Annotated in this window: 15 protein-coding genes and 1 other annotated feature; of the genes, 12 read left to right on the top strand and 3 right to left on the bottom strand. The window is 28.9% G+C overall.

From position 1 onward, the window contains the following. Positions 1 to 2 precede the first annotated feature (2 nt). From thiT to Q1K13_RS05165, 3 genes are all read left to right on the top strand, one after another. The gene (gene thiT, locus Q1K13_RS05175; protein ID WP_300348199.1) at positions 3 to 611 is read left to right on the top strand and encodes an energy-coupled thiamine transporter ThiT; all 609 of its coding nucleotides are present in this window, start codon (positions 3 to 5) and stop codon (positions 609 to 611) included. 182 nt (positions 612 to 793) lie between these two features. Continuing rightward, positions 794 to 2,722 (top strand): ABC-F family ATP-binding cassette domain-containing protein, encoded by a 1,929-nt coding sequence (locus Q1K13_RS05170; protein ID WP_300348197.1) that lies wholly within the window; start codon positions 794 to 796, stop codon positions 2,720 to 2,722. Positions 2,723 to 2,883: 161 nt separating this feature from the next. After that, positions 2,884 to 3,495 (top strand): DUF1643 domain-containing protein, encoded by a 612-nt coding sequence (locus tag Q1K13_RS05165; RefSeq protein ID WP_300348195.1) that lies wholly within the window; start codon positions 2,884 to 2,886, stop codon positions 3,493 to 3,495. 470 nt (positions 3,496 to 3,965) lie between these two features. Here the strand turns inward: Q1K13_RS05165 and Q1K13_RS05160 are convergent, their stop codons facing one another. Then, positions 3,966 to 4,181 (bottom strand): (2Fe-2S)-binding protein, encoded by a 216-nt coding sequence (locus tag Q1K13_RS05160; protein WP_300348193.1) that lies wholly within the window; start codon positions 4,179 to 4,181, stop codon positions 3,966 to 3,968. A gap of 386 nt (positions 4,182 to 4,567) precedes the next feature. Next, positions 4,568 to 4,851 (top strand) — a binding site (T-box leader). A 95-nt stretch (positions 4,852 to 4,946) separates the two neighbouring features. On the opposite strand from Q1K13_RS05160, the gene ileS reads away from it, so the two are divergent. Further along, positions 4,947 to 8,066 carry an isoleucine--tRNA ligase gene (gene ileS, locus Q1K13_RS05155; RefSeq protein WP_300348190.1) on the top strand — a complete coding sequence of 1,040 codons (3,120 nt, stop codon included), beginning with the start codon at positions 4,947 to 4,949 and terminating at the stop codon, positions 8,064 to 8,066. Positions 8,067 to 8,191: 125 nt separating this feature from the next. Here ileS and Q1K13_RS05150 read toward each other — a convergent pair whose 3' ends face one another. After that, the gene (locus Q1K13_RS05150) at positions 8,192 to 8,521 is read right to left on the bottom strand and encodes a rhodanese-like domain-containing protein (protein ID WP_300348188.1); all 330 of its coding nucleotides are present in this window, start codon (positions 8,519 to 8,521) and stop codon (positions 8,192 to 8,194) included. A gap of 317 nt (positions 8,522 to 8,838) precedes the next feature. Here Q1K13_RS05150 and Q1K13_RS05145 point away from each other — a divergent pair, with 317 nt between their 5' ends. From Q1K13_RS05145 to Q1K13_RS05125, 5 genes are all read left to right on the top strand, one after another. After that, positions 8,839 to 9,837, top strand: coding sequence for a LacI family DNA-binding transcriptional regulator (locus Q1K13_RS05145; RefSeq protein ID WP_300348186.1), 999 nt, complete (start codon positions 8,839 to 8,841; stop codon positions 9,835 to 9,837). A gap of 100 nt (positions 9,838 to 9,937) precedes the next feature. Then, complete coding sequence (locus Q1K13_RS05140; RefSeq protein WP_300348185.1) at positions 9,938 to 10,366, top strand: thioredoxin family protein; 429 nt, start codon at positions 9,938 to 9,940, stop codon at positions 10,364 to 10,366. Position 10,367: 1 nt separating this feature from the next. Beyond that, positions 10,368 to 11,060, top strand: coding sequence for a cytochrome c biogenesis CcdA family protein (locus Q1K13_RS05135; protein WP_300348183.1), 693 nt, complete (start codon positions 10,368 to 10,370; stop codon positions 11,058 to 11,060). A 125-nt stretch (positions 11,061 to 11,185) separates the two neighbouring features. Then, positions 11,186 to 11,818 (top strand): hypothetical protein, encoded by a 633-nt coding sequence (locus Q1K13_RS05130; protein WP_300348182.1) that lies wholly within the window; start codon positions 11,186 to 11,188, stop codon positions 11,816 to 11,818. 208 nt (positions 11,819 to 12,026) lie between these two features. After that, positions 12,027 to 13,394: an MATE family efflux transporter gene (locus Q1K13_RS05125; protein WP_300348180.1), complete on the top strand. Its 1,368-nt coding sequence runs from the start codon at positions 12,027 to 12,029 to the stop codon at positions 13,392 to 13,394. Positions 13,395 to 13,488: 94 nt separating this feature from the next. Here the strand turns inward: Q1K13_RS05125 and Q1K13_RS05120 are convergent, their stop codons facing one another. Beyond that, a complete protein-coding gene (locus Q1K13_RS05120; RefSeq protein WP_300348178.1) occupies positions 13,489 to 13,668 on the bottom strand; it encodes a hypothetical protein in 180 nt (59 codons plus the stop codon). A 111-nt stretch (positions 13,669 to 13,779) separates the two neighbouring features. On the opposite strand from Q1K13_RS05120, the gene Q1K13_RS05115 reads away from it, so the two are divergent. The 3 genes from Q1K13_RS05115 (at position 13,780) to adhE (ending at position 17,929) form a co-directional block, all read left to right on the top strand. Beyond that, positions 13,780 to 14,358: a nucleoside recognition domain-containing protein gene (locus tag Q1K13_RS05115; protein ID WP_300348177.1), complete on the top strand. Its 579-nt coding sequence runs from the start codon at positions 13,780 to 13,782 to the stop codon at positions 14,356 to 14,358. Positions 14,359 to 14,374: 16 nt separating this feature from the next. Then, the gene (locus Q1K13_RS05110; RefSeq protein ID WP_300348176.1) at positions 14,375 to 14,893 is read left to right on the top strand and encodes a spore maturation protein; all 519 of its coding nucleotides are present in this window, start codon (positions 14,375 to 14,377) and stop codon (positions 14,891 to 14,893) included. A gap of 438 nt (positions 14,894 to 15,331) precedes the next feature. Continuing rightward, entirely contained in the window at positions 15,332 to 17,929 is a 2,598-nt protein-coding gene (gene adhE / locus Q1K13_RS05105) for a bifunctional acetaldehyde-CoA/alcohol dehydrogenase (RefSeq protein WP_300348174.1), read from the top strand. The last annotated feature ends 129 nt before the right edge of the window (positions 17,930 to 18,058 follow it).

The raw sequence follows: 18,058 nt of genomic DNA, 5'->3' as shown, positions 1-18,058 counted from the left end.
TAATGAGTATATACTTAATTGGAAGTATAAGCATAGTATTAATTATTTTATATTTTATTGATTTAAAGAGACATAAGATAAAAACAAGAGAAATAACAATGATAGGAATGAGTGTAGCCATTTCATATGTTCTTTATATGATACCACTTATTAGATATCCACAAGGTGGAGGAATAACATTATTTTCAATGCTACCAATAATGCTACTTTCTTTAGTATATGGAAGAACAATTGGAGTAACAAGCGGACTAATATTTGGACTTTTAAAATTATTAAATGGAGCTTTTATAATACATCCAGTTCAATTTATATTAGATTACTTACTATCTACCATGGCATTAGGACTTGCTGGAAGTTTTGGAATTAATAAAAAATATAAAATATTCTTAGGGGCTTTTATGGCTAGTGGATTAAGTACACTTATATGTGTAATATCAGGGGCAGTTTTCTTTGGACAGTATGCACCAAAAGGCATGAATGTATGGATTTACTCACTAATATATAATGTAAGTAGTATGGGATTAGAGGGGTTAATGACTTCAGTTATTTTAGCATTAATGCCTATAAATTTACTTGTTAAAAGAATGAATCCAGGAAAAAATAAGATTTAAAATAAAATATGTTATATAAAAGTTATAAATAAAACTTACAAATCTATTTTGAGAATTACTAGATTTCTCATAATATTTGTAAGTTTTATTTTTTATCTTTAATAAATAGTTTATTTTTTGGAAGAAGTTTAATTTATATATTATAATGAAGTTAAGATTTGTTTGAAAAGGATGGATAAGAGATGAATTTAATAACTCTTGAAAATATAAGTAAGAGCTATTCAGAGAAAATTTTAGCCAATAATATATCTTTAGGAATAAATGAAGGAGAGAAGATTGGTCTTATAGGTGTAAATGGTACAGGGAAATCTTCTTTCTTAAAAATAGTTGCAGGTGTTGAAGAACCAGATGAAGGGACTATTACAAAGGGTAATAGAGTAAGAATTGAATATTTAGCTCAAACTCCAGATTATGATAATAATGCAACTGTTTTAGAACAAGTTTTCAAAGGTAACTCAGAGGAAATGAGAATATTAAGAAATTATGAGGAACTTTTAGAAAAAATAAATAATGGAAGTTGTACTGATTCAGATTCAGATAAATTAATAAAATTACAAGGTAAAATAGATGCTTTAAATCTTTGGGATATGGAAAGTGAAGCTAAGAATGTTTTAACTAAGCTTGGAATAACTAATTTTGAAGAGAAAGTTGGAAATTTATCAGGTGGACAGAAAAAGAGAATAATGCTTGCTGCTGCCTTAATAACGCCTTGTGAACTTTTAATACTAGATGAGCCTACAAACCATTTAGATAATGAGACTATAAGTTGGTTAGAAGAATACTTAAATAGTAGAAAAGGTGCCTTATTAATGATTACTCATGATAGATATTTCTTAGATAGAGTAACAAATAGAATACTTGAACTAGATAGAGGTAGATTATTTAGTTATGATGGAAACTACTCAGTTTTCTTAGAAAAGAAAATGGAGAGAATAGCAATAGAAAAAGCTAGCGAAGAAAAAAGACAAAATCTTATGAGAAAGGAACTTGCTTGGGTTAGAAGAGGAGCTAAGGCTAGGACAACTAAACAAAAAGCAAGACTTCAAAGATTTGATGAATTAGTAAATCAAGAGGGATTTGTTGAGAATGAAAACATAGAAATCTCTGTTATGGGAACTAGATTAGGAAAGAAAATAATAGAGATAGAACACCTAAATAAAAGTTTTGGTGATAAAAAGATTGTTGATGATTTTAACTACATAGTTTTAAGAAGTGATAGAATAGGAATTGTAGGACCTAATGGAATAGGTAAATCAACGCTTATGGGCATGATAGAAGGAAAAATAGCTCCAGATAGTGGGGAAATAATAAAAGGAGAGACAGTAAAAATAGCTTGTTTCTCACAAGAAGATACTCATATGCACCCAGAAATGAGAGCTATAGATTATATTAAGGAAGCAGGAGAATATCTTCAAACTGCTACTGGTGAAAGAATAACAGCTTCTCAAATGTGTGAGAAATTTTTATTTGATGGAACTTTACAATGGACAATGATAGGAATGCTATCAGGTGGAGAAAGAAGAAGACTTCATCTTTTAAGAACCTTAATGGAAGCACCAAATGTTTTATTACTAGATGAGCCTACAAATGATTTAGATATTGAAACTTTAAATAGACTAGAGGATTATATAGATGATTTTGGTGGAGTAGTAATAACTGTATCCCATGATAGATACTTCTTAGATAGAATCTGTAATAAAATATTCTCTTATAAAGGAGATGGAAAAATAGATATCTATACTGGAAATTATTTCGATTACTTATTAACAAAGCAAGAAGAGATTGCAGAAGTTAAAGAAAAAGAAGTAGTTGTGGATAAATCTAAAAAAGAAGAGCCTGTGGATAAATCTAAAGATAAGAGTAAGGTGACTAAATTTTCATTTAAAGAACAAAGAGAATTTGAAACTATCGATGAAGATATTATGAAGCTTGAAGAAAAAATAGAAGAGTTAGATGAATTAATGGCTAAACATGCATCAGAGTATGGAAGACTTCAAGAACTTATGGAAGAAAAAGCTAAAGTGGAAGATGAATTAAATAATAAATATGAAAGATGGGAATATCTTAATGAATTAGCTGCTCAAATAGAGGAAAACAAGAAGAATAAATAGATTTTATTAAAAAGTATTCAATTATTTCTTTTAATAAGTTAAATTTATTTGAATTTGTAGAATTTATAAAGATTCGATTATATACTAAACTAAATTAAGAATATACTTAATATTGAATATTAAGTTGATGAACAAGAGTTGGGTAAAAAAGGGGAGCGCTTATGCAGATGTATTATAGGAATTCAATTAATAATATAAATTTTCTAGTTGATCATAAAAGTGGAAGAGGATTTAAAGTAACTTTTCCAATATATGAAGAGGGAGAAAGTAGTATATTAGTTATTACTAGAGCTCCTAAATCACATAATATTGAGGATTTAAAAAAAGAATTAAATAGAGCGGTAAAATATTTATTAAATAATGAAGATGAATTTGGAACAATAAAAGAAATTAACTTCGTATTTTTATTCCCTGTTATAGAATATAATAAAGATGTTTTTGAAGAGATTTATGAAACAAAGGGTGAATTATTCCTATGTGGTAATGATGGATTTATAGAGGATGGAGAATATTTAAAAAATGACTTAGTAATATTTGAAAATCTAATAAATAGTAATCATATAATATTTGCTTGGGGAGAACCTAAAACTAAGTTAATGAAGAGGTTATACGAAAGTAGGCTTCATTATCTTTTAAAAGGATTTAAGGTGGTAAAAAATAATTGCTTTGATATTAAGAAGTTTTACCATGTTGGAACTCTAACAAATCAAGGATATCCTAGACATTATACTAGTTGGACAAAGAACACATCTTTAAATGAATTTGATATATAAAAAAATTAGGTTCTGTCTTAAGAGTGTGTTGATTTTAGCTATTTCTTCTATATAAAATCAATACTAATTTAAAACAAAGAAAAATTGAAATGGTCTGTATCAAAATACAATAATAAAACTTACAGATATATTCATAGAATTACTAGATTATGCTAAGAATTTATAATAATTACTACGAAAATATCACTAAAGCTTAGAAACTTGCTACGCTTTAAGCAATTTAAGTTTTTTAACGTGATATTTTCTACGGAATAATTTAAATTCTAAAGCCCATCTAGATATTCTCTTCATAATTATTTGTAAGTTTTATAAAAAGTTATTTTGATACATGCCTTTTTGTTTATAAGATTTATAAGAATTTTACTCAGTTACTTTAAAATTTATATAACAAGTAAAAAAGAGTGCCAGGGTATGGCACTCTTTTAGGGAGATACAAAATTAAAACAGTAAATAAGTTTTGCTTAAAAGAATTATTGGTTGTCTTCAATTAATTCTTCAATTTTATCTTTGCATCTGCAACCTCTACATGCGCCCTTTGTTGCGCCAGTCTTTTCAGCAACGGCTTCAACTGTGTGGGCACCATTTTTTATAGCCTCTTTAATTTTGGCTCTAGAGATTGCTCTACAGATACAAACTTTAGTCATTTTATCAATTATTTGTTGATTTAAATTATTATTATCAGTCATACTATTTTCCTCCTAAATAAATTTAAAGTAAAACAGCACGATTAACAAAAGGGAATGGAATGTATTTGATGATTTAATTATAAGTTAGTTGATAAGAAAAGTCAACATTAAATAATAAAAATTATTAATTAGTTTTTGTTATTTAATTCATAAGCTATTTATTATATGATTTATTTTGTTTAAAAATATAGGTTTTAATTTGACTTTATAATAAAGTAAGTAACTTTATATAAATTACTTGTAAAATGTAATTTTAAAATATAATAATGTATATTTAACATTTATAAAAATTTTAAAATTATATAGAAATGAAAAATAAAACCTAAATACTTCAAATATATGGATTTACTTCGTTGACTTTTCAAAAGTGCTATTATATAATTTTTTTAAAGACTGTGAACAGGGCAAGTACTTAAGTAGAAACTTATTCAGAGAGTAGTTGGTTGGTGTGAAACTATAAGAATATTTAAGGAAAATCACCTGGGAGTTGGTGACTGAAAGGAATTCTATTCTTATTAAGTTTATCCCGTTTATCCACGTTATAGGATGCGAGCATAATATGTGCTTTTAAATATACCTATCAAAAAATGCAAATTTTTAATATTTATAATTGAATTAATAGATAGGATTTAACTTTAGGTGGTATAGCGAATATAACTTCGTCCTTTTAGGATGGAGTTTTTTTATTTTTCACAAAGTTTTGGCTAAATAATCAATTATAAGTAAATAATTTAAATATTAAAGAAGTAGGAAAGGAGTTTCAATATGTATAAAAAAGTTGAATTGCCTAAAGGTTTTGTTGGTGTAGAAAAAGAAATTGCAAACCTTTGGAAAGAAAAAAATGTAATCCAAAAGAACTTTGATATGAATCAAGATGGTGAATATTTCACATTCTATGATGGTCCTCCAACTGCCAATGGAAAACCTCACGTAGGACATATCTTAACAAGGGTTATGAAAGATATAATCCCAAGATATAAAGTTATGAAGGGTTATAAAGTAATAAGAAAAGCAGGATGGGATACTCACGGACTTCCAGTTGAACTTGAAATAGAGAAGAAATTAGGAATATCAGGTAAACCTCAAATAGAGGATTATGGAGTAGAGAAATTTGTAACTGAATGTAAGGATAGTGTATTCACATATGTTAGCATGTGGGAAAAAATGACTGAGCAAATAGGTTACTGGGTAGATATGGAGCATCCATATGTTACTTACCACAATCCATACATAGAATCAGTATGGTGGGCATTAAAACAAATGTGGGATAAGAACCTTCTATACAAAGGTTATAAAACAATGCCTTATTGCCCAAGATGTGGAACAAGTTTATCATCACACGAAGTTTCACAAGGATATAAGGATGTTAAGGACTTAACTGCCGTTGCTAAGTTCAAAGTTAAAGGAGAAGATAATAAATACTTCTTAGCTTGGACAACAACTCCTTGGACTTTACCTTCAAACGTAGCTTTATGTATAAACAAAGCTTATGACTATGTTGAAGCTAAGCAAGCTGATAATGATGAAATATATATCTTAGCTAAAGAATTAGCACCTAAAATTTTAGGAGAAGGATTCGAAATAGTTAAAGAGTTCAAAGGTGAAGAATTATTAGGAATGGAATATGAGCAATTATTACCATTCGTAACACCAACTGAAGGAAAATCTTTTGTTGTTGTTCATGGTGATTATGTAACATTATCAGATGGTACTGGGATTGTCCACATAGCACCAGCTTATGGTGAAGATGATAACTTAATTGGAAAGCAAAATGGATTAGCGTTCTTAAACTTAGTTGATTTAAATGGTAACTTTGTTGAAGAAGTAACTCCATGGGCTGGAAAATTCGTTAAGAAATGTGATCAACAAATAGTTGATTATTTAAAAGAAGAAAATAAATTATTCAAAGCTGAAAGACATACTCACTCATATCCACATTGTTGGAGATGTGATACACCACTTCTTTATTATCCAAAAGACAGCTGGTTTGTTGCAATGTCAACATTAAGAGACAAACTTTTAGCTAACAATGATAAGATAAACTGGTACCCAGATAACATTAAGAACGGAAGATTTGGTAAGTTCTTAGAGAATGTTATAGATTGGGGTATCTCAAGAGATAGATATTGGGGAACACCACTTCCAATATGGGAATGTGAATGTGGCCACAGAGAATGTATAGGAAGTATTGAAGAATTAAAATCTAAAGGAATAAATGTTCCAGAAGATATAGAACTTCATAAACCATACATTGATAAAGTTCATTTAAATTGTCCTCATTGTAATAAAGAAATGAAGAGAACAGCAGAAGTTATTGACTGTTGGTTTGATTCAGGATCAATGCCATTTGCACAACTTCATTATCCATTTGAGAACAAAGAATTATTTGATCAAAACTACCCAGCTCAATTCATATCAGAGGCTGTTGACCAAACAAGAGGATGGTTTTACACAATGCTAGCAATATCAACTGCTATATTTGATAGAAATCCATTTGAAAACTGTATAGTTTTAGGTCACGTTCTTGATAGCAAAGGCTTAAAGATGTCAAAATCTAAGGGCAATGCAGTAGATCCATTTGAAGTACTTAATTCACAGGGTGCTGATGCTACTAGATGGCATTTCTACACAGCAAGTGCTCCGTGGTTACCAACTAGATTCTCAATCAATGATGTTGCTGAGACTCAAAGAAAATTCTTAAGTACATTATGGAATGTTTACTCATTCTACGTTTTATATGCAGACTTAGATAAGTTTAATCCATTAGATTACAAAGATTTCGTATCAGACAACGTAATGGATAAGTGGATAATGTCAAAACTTAATACTTTAATTAATGATGTAGATAATCATTTAGAAAACTACAGAATCACTCAGGCTGCTTTAGAAATTGAAGAGTTTACAGATGAGTTATCAAACTGGTATGTAAGAAGAAATAGATCAAGATATTGGTCAGAAGAGTTAACTGATGATAAGATTGGTGCTTACACTACTTTATACAGAGTATTAGTTACTTTATGTAAAGTTGCCGCTCCATTCGTACCATTCATAACTGAGGAAATATACCAAAACTTAGTTGTGAACCTAGATAAAGATGCTTTAGAAAGCATACATTTAGGAATGTGGCCAGTGGCTGATGAATCAGCTATAAATAAAGAATTAGAAGAGAAAATGGACTTAGCTTATAAAATAGTTAAGCTTGGAAGAAGTGCTAGAAATGGTGCTAATATTAAGAATAGACAGCCACTTTCAAAAATGCTTCTTTCAACATCAGATCTTCCAGAATATTATGGAGACATAATCAAGGATGAGTTAAATATTAAGGAAGTAGAATTAGGAGCTGACCTTTCTAAGTATGTTAACTTTGAAATTAAGCCTAACCTACCTGTTTTAGGAAGAGCTTATGGTAAGTTAATACCAGCTATAAGAAAAGAAATAGCTTCAAGAAATCAAATGGAATTAGCTCAAAAAATCCAAAATGGTGGAACAGAAGTTATAACTATAGATGGAAATGAAATAGAGTTAAATGCTGAAAGCTTACTTGTAACAATGCAAGGATTAGAAGGATTTGCGTTTGCTGGTGAAGGTTCAGTTGGGGTTGTTTTAGATACAACTATCACTCCAGAGTTAAGAGAAGAAGGTCATGTAAGAGAAATAATATCAAAAATCCAAAACATGAGAAAAGAAAGTGGATTTGAGGTTGCTGATAAAATAACTCTTTACGTTGCTGATAATGATATGCTTATAGATGTAATCAAGAAATTTGAAGATGTTATAAAGAAAGAAACTTTAACAGAAGAAGTTGTTTATAACGGAGAAGCTGATTACTCAGAAGCTAAAATAAACGGTGAAGTATTAAAAATGGCTGTTCAAAAGAGAGCTTAATCTAAATAAAAAAAAGAAGGTAAGAAATTACCTTCTTTTTTTATTTAAATGATAAATTTATATAACAACACAATATAAAAATAATAAATACTTTATATATTATTGAAATATAAGTTTTAATGAATTTACTTAGTCCAAAGTTCCTTTGGTCCTTCATTAACTAATTTTGAAAATCCACCCATCATATTATAAAGATTTTCAAATCCATTGTCTTCTAGAATTTCACAAGCCTGCATGCTTCTAGAACCTCTTCTACAATAAACTAATATGGGAGATTCTTCATAACCGTAAAGTTCATCTAGAGAAAAAAGTAATTTTCCAAGAGGAATTAGTTTAGCATTCTTTATATAGCCATCAAACTCATATTCCTCGTCTGTTCTAACATCTAAGATTAGTAAATCTTTATTTTCTTCTATTAATTTTATTGATTCTTTTATATCTATATCTTTATACATTTATATTTTCCTCCTATAAATTTTCAAATGTTATAATATAAACAACCTGTGGTTAACATATTACTGTTGATATATTTGATTATACAACATAATTTACTGAGTGTAGAAAATTTAAATCATATAATTAGTTTTTTGCATTGAATTAATTTTTGAATTTTATTACAATTATTAATGAGAAAACGTTTTTAAATTAAAAATGTTATAAGGAATTTAAGCAATTTACACAAATTCCTTGTATAAATTAAAAGTTATCATTATAATATTGAAGTACTGAGTAATAGATAGGTAATAAGTTAAGTATAGAGGAGTTGAGTTAAATGGCTGCTTCAATTAAAGATGTTGCTAGAGAAGCCGGAGTATCAATAGCAACAGTTTCAAGAGTATTAAATGACATAGACGTTGTAAACGAAGAAACTAAGAAAAAAGTTTTAGAAGCTATAAAAAAATTAGGTTATAGACCTAACATAGTTGCAAGAAGTTTAAAAACACATAGAACAAGAACTATAGGAATATTAGTTCCTGATATATCAAACCAAATATACCCTGAAATAGTTAGAGGTGCTGAAGACGTAGCAAATATATATAAATATAATGTTATGCTATGTAATTCAGATTTAGATTTAGAAAAAGAAAAAGAATATTTAAGAGTTCTTAAAGAGAAAATGGTTGATGGTGTTCTTTATATGAGTTCATCATTAGGCGAGGAAACTTTAAACCTAATAAATGAGTTAGATTTAAAAACTGTTTTAGTTGAGAACGATGAACAAAATGGTAAGTTTCCAAGTGTAACAATTGATAATGAAAAAGCTACATATGAAGCCACTAAGCATTTAATAGAAAAAGGTATAAAAAATATAGCTTTCATAGGTGTTGAAGGTGATTTAAATAATGCTTGGGGTAAAAGATTTCAAGGATATCAAGCTGCTTTAAAAGAAGCTGGAATAGAAATGAAAGAAGAATTAACTTATTTCAAGAACTTAAAAGTAAAAACTGGATATGATGCAATTAAATCAATGCTAGAGAGAGGACAGAAGATAGAGGGTGTAATCTGTGCTTCTGACGAGATAGCAATGGGTGCTATAAATGCATTAAGAGATAATGGAATAAAAGTTCCAGAGAATGTTAGTGTTATAGGATTTAATGATATAGACTTAGCTCACGTATTCTATCCGAAATTAACAACTGTATCTCAACCAATGTATGATATGGGATCAATAGCTATGAGAATGTTAATAAAAATAATAAATAACAAACCATTAGAACAAGACCATTTTGTCTTAAATCATAAGTTGGTTGAAAGAGATAGTTGTAAATAATATAATGCATAAAAAATGCATAATTATTGGGTAACATAATATAAAAATTATGTTACCCTTTTATTTTTTAGAGGGGAATTTAAATTAAAGGGAGGAATATATGGGAAATAAAAAAAAGATAGTAATTTTATCTCTACTGATCTTATCTTTGATAGGAATATATTTGGGGAAAAATTATGGTGACAAAAGGAAAGAAATAACATCTTCAGAAATTAATATTATTAAAAATTTAGAAGATGCTAAAAAAGGAATTCCAACTATTATAATGTTTAAAACAGATACATGTCCTTATTGTGTTGAAATGCAAAAGGAAATAAGGGGAATATCAGAAAAGTATCCAGAGAAATTTAATGTTTATTATGCTAGGTTAGAAGAAGATAGAAATATGGATTTAGCATATAAATACAGGGTAAATGTTGTTCCAACAACTGTGTTTTTAGATAAGAATGGAAAAGAATTTTATACTCAACAAGGATTAATGAGAGCAGATTATATAGAAAATGTATTAAAATCATTGGGGGTTAATTAATATGGAGTTTTTATCATATTTTAATGAAGTTATTTTTCATAATACATTTTTAGCAATATTTTTATCATTCTTTGCAGGATGTGTTGCTTCTTTTAGTCCTTGTACAATTTCATCAATACCATTGCTTATAGGATATGTTCAAGGCAATGGTATAAAGGATGATAAAAAAGCATTAAAATATTCATTGATATTTTCTTTAGGAATAGCAATTACATTCACTTCAATTGGGGTAATTACTGCAATTATAGGAAAAGTATTTTTAGGTGCAGGAAAGATGTGGTACATAGTACTATCATTAATTATGCTTGCATCTGGACTTCAAGTTATAGGAGTTATAAATATATTTGGAGATAAAAAGGAGGCTTGTAAAATTCCTAAAAAGAGAGAAGGATTTTTTGAAGTATTCTTTTTAGGAATTTTAAGTGGAGTTTTGGCTTCGCCTTGTGCAACCCCTATTATGGCTGCCATAATAGCATTCATAGCAGCAAGTGGGAATTTAATATTAGGAATTATTATGTTGCTTATGTATTCATTAGGTCATAGTGTACTTATAATATTAGCAGGAACATCCTTTGGATTAGTTGAAAAAATAGCTTACTCAGATAAAGGGCAAAGAGTAGGCAATATTTTGAAAAATATTCTAGGAATAATAATACTTTTAGTTGGCTTATATCTTTTCTATTTAGGGGTATAAAGTTATTTGTAAATAAATTTATACAATATGTTAAATTAAGGTTAATATAAACAAAAATATAAATAATTTTGATAATATTAGTGTTACACTATATCGAAGGTTAAATTTTTGTTTGGAGGAAACTTATGCAACAGAGTGTTAGAAAAAACATGCCTGCTGGTCAATTTATAAAAACAGTTTTCAATACATTTAGTAAAAACTTACTAGACATTATAACAATAACAATACTATTTACTATACCTAGCTTTTTAGGAGCAGGTAACCCAATAATATCTGTAATAAGTATGCTTGCTTTAGGATTTTTTTCTATAGCGATAGTTAAAGTTACTAGTAGTTTTACAAGTGGATCAAAGATGAAATGGATAGATGCAATAAAATCATCATTTAAAGATCCTATATTTCCACTATCAGTATTTATGATTCAAAATTTTACAATATCCTTTGGCACAAGATTCTTTGCACCAATAGGAATTGTATTATCAATATTTTTTGTAATAGCTATGCAGTGCTGCATATTTGAAAATAAGAATACAATGGACAGTATAAAGAAGAGTTTTTCAGTTATTAAAGAAAACTTCTTAGATGTATTATTAAAGCAGATGTTACTTATGATAATATTAAACTTTTTAACTATGGGACTAGCCATGTTTTTAGGTAAAAATATTATTTCTATTATAGTATTATCAATAGTATTAAATCTAACAACTAGCTTAAATTTAATTGCTGGCAATATAATATATGGAGATATTGTCAAATAGAAATATAAAGACTAAGAGTAGAGGTACTTTTAGTCTTTTTGTTGTATTTAATGAATACTACAGCCAATAACATGCCTTTATAGGACTAGATTAAAACACATATTTTACAGGTGGTTATGATTTTTTTATATCTTATGAAAAAATAATATTAATGTATAATAGACTAATGCATATATTTAAGAAGTATAGATTCAAAGGAGGAAGGATTATGAAAAATCAAAAAATATTAGGGGAAGAATCAGAAATTAAACTTTTAATTAAGTATTCTGTACCTGCAATTATAGGAATGCTTGTTAATGCGCTTTACAACATAGTTGATAGAGCCTTTATAGGACATATACCAAAAGTTGGACCTATGGCAATAACAGGAGTAGGTATAACAATGCCTATTATGTCTATATTACTTGGTTTTGGAATGCTTATAGGTATAGGTGCAACTGCAAACATATCTATAAAATTTGGACAAAATAATAGAAAAGATGCAGAGAAGATTTTAGGTAATTCTGTAATTTTAATAACTTTAATATCAATAATATTAACAGTAGTAGGAATTATATTTGCTAATAATATATTAAGTTTATTTGGCGCTAGTGAATCAACAATATTTTATGCTAAGGAATATATAAATGTAATATTACTTGGAACAATATTTAACTTAATGTCATTTTCTTTAAATAGTACAATTAGGGCAGATGGAAATCCTAAAATGTCAGCAGCAATAATGATATTAGGATGTATAGTAAATGTTATTTTAGATGCTGTATTTATTTTTGGATTGGGCTTAGGAATTAAAGGGGCTGCATGGGCAACAGTAATTTCTCAGATTGTAACAACAGTAATAATGTTATATTACTATACATTAGGTTCTTCAAATTTAAAATTTAAGTTTAAAACATTTAAATTAGAATGGAGGATAGTAAAATTAATAGTAGCAATAGGAATTGCACCTTTCTCAATGCAAATGGCAGCAAGTGCAGTCCAAATAGTAGCTAATAATTCATTAAAAAACTATGGTGGGGATTTAGCAATAGGTGCAATGGCAGTAATATCATCAATTTCAATGATATTTTTAATGCCTATATTTGGAATAAATCAAGGGTCACAACCTATTATAGGATATAATTATGGGGCTAAGAAATATGAGAGAGCTCAGAAAACATTAAAACTTGCAATGGCAGTAGCATCTGTAATATTAGTAATTGGTGGAATACTAATTCAAACATTCCCAGAAGTTGCAATAAGTATGTTTAACTCAGATCCACAGTTATTAGAAATTGGTATTCCAGGATTAAGAATTTACTTATTAATGATGCCTATTATAGGAATACCAATAATAGGATCAAATTACTTCCAAGCCATTGGTAAAGCTAAACTTGCAACCTTTTTAAGTTTGTTAAGACAGGTAATTTTGTTAATTCCACTTACAATTATATTGCCTAAAGTAGCTGGTTTAGGATTAATAGGTGTTTGGTTAGCTGGTACAACTTCAGATTTCTTATCAACAGTAATAACAGGAATATTTGTTGTGAAAGAATTCAAAAAAGAAGATAAAGAAGAAGTGGTAGGATATGTTTAATAAATAATAATTAAAATATCAATAGCTTATGGAAAATAAATTATAGAAAACAAAAAAAAGCTTGGTTTAGAAATTGATAAACCAAGCTTTTTATTTATATAATACCTTCATCTTTTAATAGATTTTCAAGTTTTCTTACCTTTTCAGTTAACGTAACGAATTTTTGTTTTATATCATCTTTTGATAAATCTTCTATTTGTCCCTCTAATTCTTCAACTGTTTTTAAAACCTCATCAATATCTTGTTGAGCTAATTTTAAATTATTCTCGTTCATAAAAATTCTCCTTTGAAGTAAATTCGTTCTTTGTAGTTTTATGGTAACACTACTATTCTTTCTACGCAAGGCATATATTATACAGAAATTACTTGTGAGTAGGGAGGAGACATGATTAATTATATATGGTTTGCTATTATAGCTTCAGGGTTGGTTTTTAGCATAATGACAGGCCAGGGAGAGTTGATTACAAAGGGAATAATAGAGTCATCAGAAGGTGCTGTGAATTTCATAATTTCATTAGTTGGAATAATGTGTTTTTGGTGTGGAGTAATGAAAATAGCAGAAAAAAGTGGACTTACTTCAAAAATTGCTAAGTTATTAAAACCTATATTAAGGAAAATATTTAAAGAGAGTTCTGAGAATGATGAGGCTATGGGAGCAATAGTAATGAATTTAACCGCCAATATGTTTGGATTATCAAATGCAGCCACTCCTTTTGGGATTAAAGCTATGGTTGAATTAAATAAGATAAATAAAGAAAAGGATGGAAAAGCATCCAATGATATGGCTTTATTTTTAGTTATAAATGCATCATGTATTCAACTTATTCCATCAACTGTTGTTTCAATTAGAGCAGCCGCAGGATCAAGTGAACCAGCTAGTATAATACTACCAGCAATAATAGCTACATTTACTTCATGTTGTATAGGAATAATATGTTGTAAGATACTTCAGAGATATTTTTAAAAGGAGGAGTAAATATTTGTTTTCAAGTAACATAATTCCAATAATATTTCTTTTAATAGTTTGTTATGGAATGTTTAAAGGAAGAAAAGTTTATGAATGGTTTTTAGAAGGTGCAAAGGAGGGGTTAATAGTATGTTTTAAAATATTTCCTGCTTTATTAGCTATGATGATTGCAATTAAAATTTTTAAAGATGCAAATTTACTTAATTTATTAAATGACTTTATGGAACCTTTTGTTTCATTAATAAGACTTCCTAAAGAGGTGGTTCCTTTAGTATTAATTAAACCATTATCAGGAAGTGGGGCATTAGGAATTTATACAGAACTTATAAACACAGTAGGCCCTGATACTAGAGAAGGATTGATAGCTTCAGTGATAATGGGTGGAACAGAAACTATATTCTATACATTGACTGTGTATTTTGGTGCTGTAGGCATTAAAAAGATAAGACATACTTTTTGGGCAGCTTTTATGGCTGATTTAACAGCTATAATTATGGCTGTAATAGTAGTAAGTATTTTCTTTGGAATTTAAATGAATAAAATATTTAAAATTTAGCAATATAATATTATGAAAATAAGACACAAAAGATGAATTTAATTTAAATTTGAATAGTGATTAGAAATAATCCAAAATATTACAGAAATCGTTTAACTAAAATATAAATATTTAGAGTTGATAAAAAAATCACAAAATAGTTAAATAAATAACAATTTTTTGCCGATAAAATGTAATAAATGTAAAAAAAAGTCTGGATTTTAGAAGTGAAAGATGATATTATAATTTCGTAAGGTTGGTAAATTACTTTTTTAGAAAGTATGAAAAAGCTTACAAATAAAAAGGTACAAAATTTAATGATAAAAATATCATTAAATGGAATATTATTAAAGTTAAAAAAATAACTAAAATGCTTTTAATTAAATTTTACATATATTATAAAAATAGAAACTAATCTATAATGAGGTGGGTATCATGAAAGTAACAAATGTAGATGAATTAATGCTTAGATTAGAGAAAGTTAGAGCAGCTCAAAAAGAGTTTTCAAAATTTTCTCAAGAACAAGTAGATGAAATTTTCAGACAAGCAGCAGTAGCAGCTAATAATGAGAGAATAAAATTAGCTAAAATGGCTGTTGAAGAGTCAGGAATGGGAATAGTAGAAGATAAAGTTATCAAAAACCATTTCGCTGCTGAATATATATACAACAAATATAAAGATGATAAAACTTGTGGAGTTATAGAAAAAGATGAATCATTTGGTATCACTAAAATAGCTGAGCCAATAGGAGTTGTAGCAGCAATAGTTCCTACTACAAATCCAACATCAACAGCAATCTTCAAAGCTTTAATATCATTAAAGACTAGAAATGCTGTATTCTTCTCACCACATCCAAGAGCTAAAAACTCAACAATAGAGGCAGCTAAAGTTGTTTTAGATGCAGCTGTTAAAGCAGGAGCTCCAAAAGATATAATTGGATGGATAGATGAGCCATCAGTTGAAATGTCACAAGTATTAATGTCAGAAGCTGATATAATATTAGCTACTGGTGGTCCAGGAATGGTTAAAGCAGCTTACTCATCAGGAAAACCAGCTATCGGAGTTGGAGCAGGTAATACACCAGCTATAATAGATGAGACAGCTCACTTAAAAATGGCTGTAAACTCAATATTATTATCAAAAACTTTTGATAACGGAGTTATCTGTGCATCAGAGCAAACAGTATTAGTTGTTGATGAAGTTTATGATAAAGTAAGAAAAGAGTTTGCTGATAGAGGTGCTTACTTCTTAAAAGATAAAGAAATAGACAAAGTAAGAAAAACAATTTTAATAAATGGTAACTTAAATGCTAATATAGTTGGTCAATCAGCATGGAAAATAGCTGACATGGCTGGTGTTAAAGTTCCAAAGGACACTAAAGTTTTAATTGGTGAAGTTGAATCAGTTGAATTAGAAGAGCCATTCTCACATGAAAAATTATCACCAGTATTAGGAATGTATAGAGTTGCTAATTTTGAAGAAGCTTTAACTAAAGCTGAAAGATTAGTTGAACTTGGTGGATTCGGACATACTTCAGTTTTATATACTGATAGAATGAAATCACAAGATAGAATTGCTAAATTCGGTGCAACTATGAAAACTGGTAGAACAATAATCAATATGCCATCAACTCAAGGAGCAATCGGAGATATATATAACTTTAAGCTAGCACCATCATTAACTTTAGGTTGTGGATCATGGGGTGGAAACTCAGTTTCAGAAAACGTTGGTCCTAAACACTTATTAAATGTTAAGAGTGTAGCTGAAAGGAGAGAAAATATGCTTTGGTTCAGAGTTCCAGAAAAAGTTTACTTCAAATATGGTGCTTTAGGAGTTGCTCTTAGAGAATTAAAAGATTTAAACAAAAAGAAAGTATTTATAGTAACAGATAACGTATTAGCTAGTCTAGGATATGTTGATAAAATAACAAATGTTTTAGAAGAAATAGGTGTAGATTTCAGAGTATTCTCAGAAGTTACTCCAGATCCAACTTTAGCATGTGCTAAAAAAGGAGCTGAAGCAATGAGAAGCTATCAACCAGATACAATAATATCTCTTGGTGGAGGTTCACCAATGGATGCTGCTAAGATTATGTGGGTAATGTATGAACATCCAGAAGTTGCTTTTGAAGATTTAGCAATGAGATTTATGGATATTAGAAAGAGAGTTTATCCATTCCCAACTATGGGTGAAAAAGCTATGATGATAGCAGTTCCAACATCAGCTGGTACTGGATCAGAGGTAACACCATTCGCGGTTATAACTGATGAAGAGACAGGAGTAAAATACCCACTAGCAGACTATGAGTTAACTCCAGATATGGCTATTATTGATGCTGAGCTTATGATGAATATGCCAAAAGGATTAACAGCTGCATCAGGAATAGACGCATTAACTCATGCTTTGGAAGCTTATGTTTCAGTTTTAGCATCAGAATATACTAATGGATTAGCTTTAGAAGCTATAAGATTAATATTTAAATACTTACCACAAGCTTATGCTGAGGGAACTACAAATGTTAAAGCAAGAGAGAAAATGGCTCATGCTTCAACAATGGCAGGTATGGCATTTGCTAACGCATTCTTAGGAGTATGTCACTCAATGGCACACAAATTAGGATCAGAACACCATATAGCTCACGGAGTTGCTAATGGAATTTTAATAGACCAAGTAATAAAGTTCAATGCTGTTGACAATCCAAGAAAACAAGCTGCATTCCCACAATACAAGTATCCTAATGCTAAATGGAGATATGCCGTAGTAGCTGATTACTTAGGATTAGGTGGAAAGAATGAAGACGAAAAAGTTAACAACTTAATCAAAGCTATAGATGGTCTTAAGAAGACTGTTGGAATTCCTACAACAATAGCTGAATGTGGAGTTTCAAAAGAAGCCTTCTACGCTACATTAGAAAAAATGAGTGAAGATGCATTCGATGACCAATGTACAGGAGCTAACCCAAGATACCCATTAATTAGTGAAATAAAGCAAATGTATATTAATGCTTTCGAAGGCAAAAAAGACAGAGTTTAATAGCTTTGTACTAAGATAAATAATAAATACTCACTAGATAACTAGTGAGTATTTTTTTAGTAAAAAATAAAAAGATATTATGTGAAAGATTAAGATTTTAGATTTTATATATGGTAAAATTTAATAAAT

Source organism: Clostridium sp., from assembly GCF_029267215.1.
Lineage (GTDB): Bacteria > Bacillota > Clostridia > Clostridiales > Clostridiaceae > Sarcina.
The sequence above is the reverse complement of the archived record's forward strand: the minus strand, read 5'-3'. Positions and strand labels throughout refer to the sequence as shown.

Bases quoted from the DNA above. Each gene is read 5' to 3' on its own strand.
- Q1K13_RS05120 (WP_300348178.1), bottom strand. From the start codon at position 13,668: ATGAACGAGAATAATTTAAAATTAGCTCAACAAGATATTGATGAGGTT.
- Q1K13_RS05145 (WP_300348186.1), top strand. From the start codon at position 8,839: ATGGCTGCTTCAATTAAAGATGTTGCTAGAGAAGCCGGAGTATCAATA.
- Q1K13_RS05140 (WP_300348185.1), top strand. From the start codon at position 9,938: ATGGGAAATAAAAAAAAGATAGTAATTTTATCTCTACTGATCTTATCT.
- thiT (WP_300348199.1), top strand. From the start codon at position 3: ATGAGTATATACTTAATTGGAAGTATAAGCATAGTATTAATTATTTTA.
- Q1K13_RS05170 (WP_300348197.1), top strand. From the start codon at position 794: ATGAATTTAATAACTCTTGAAAATATAAGTAAGAGCTATTCAGAGAAA.
- Q1K13_RS05135 (WP_300348183.1), top strand. From the start codon at position 10,368: ATGGAGTTTTTATCATATTTTAATGAAGTTATTTTTCATAATACATTT.
- Q1K13_RS05165 (WP_300348195.1), top strand. From the start codon at position 2,884: ATGCAGATGTATTATAGGAATTCAATTAATAATATAAATTTTCTAGTT.
- Q1K13_RS05160 (WP_300348193.1), bottom strand. From the start codon at position 4,181: ATGACTGATAATAATAATTTAAATCAACAAATAATTGATAAAATGACT.
- Q1K13_RS05150 (WP_300348188.1), bottom strand. From the start codon at position 8,521: ATGTATAAAGATATAGATATAAAAGAATCAATAAAATTAATAGAAGAA.
- ileS (WP_300348190.1), top strand. From the start codon at position 4,947: ATGTATAAAAAAGTTGAATTGCCTAAAGGTTTTGTTGGTGTAGAAAAA.
- Q1K13_RS05115 (WP_300348177.1), top strand. From the start codon at position 13,780: ATGATTAATTATATATGGTTTGCTATTATAGCTTCAGGGTTGGTTTTT.
- Q1K13_RS05130 (WP_300348182.1), top strand. From the start codon at position 11,186: ATGCAACAGAGTGTTAGAAAAAACATGCCTGCTGGTCAATTTATAAAA.
- adhE (WP_300348174.1), top strand. From the start codon at position 15,332: ATGAAAGTAACAAATGTAGATGAATTAATGCTTAGATTAGAGAAAGTT.
- Q1K13_RS05125 (WP_300348180.1), top strand. From the start codon at position 12,027: ATGAAAAATCAAAAAATATTAGGGGAAGAATCAGAAATTAAACTTTTA.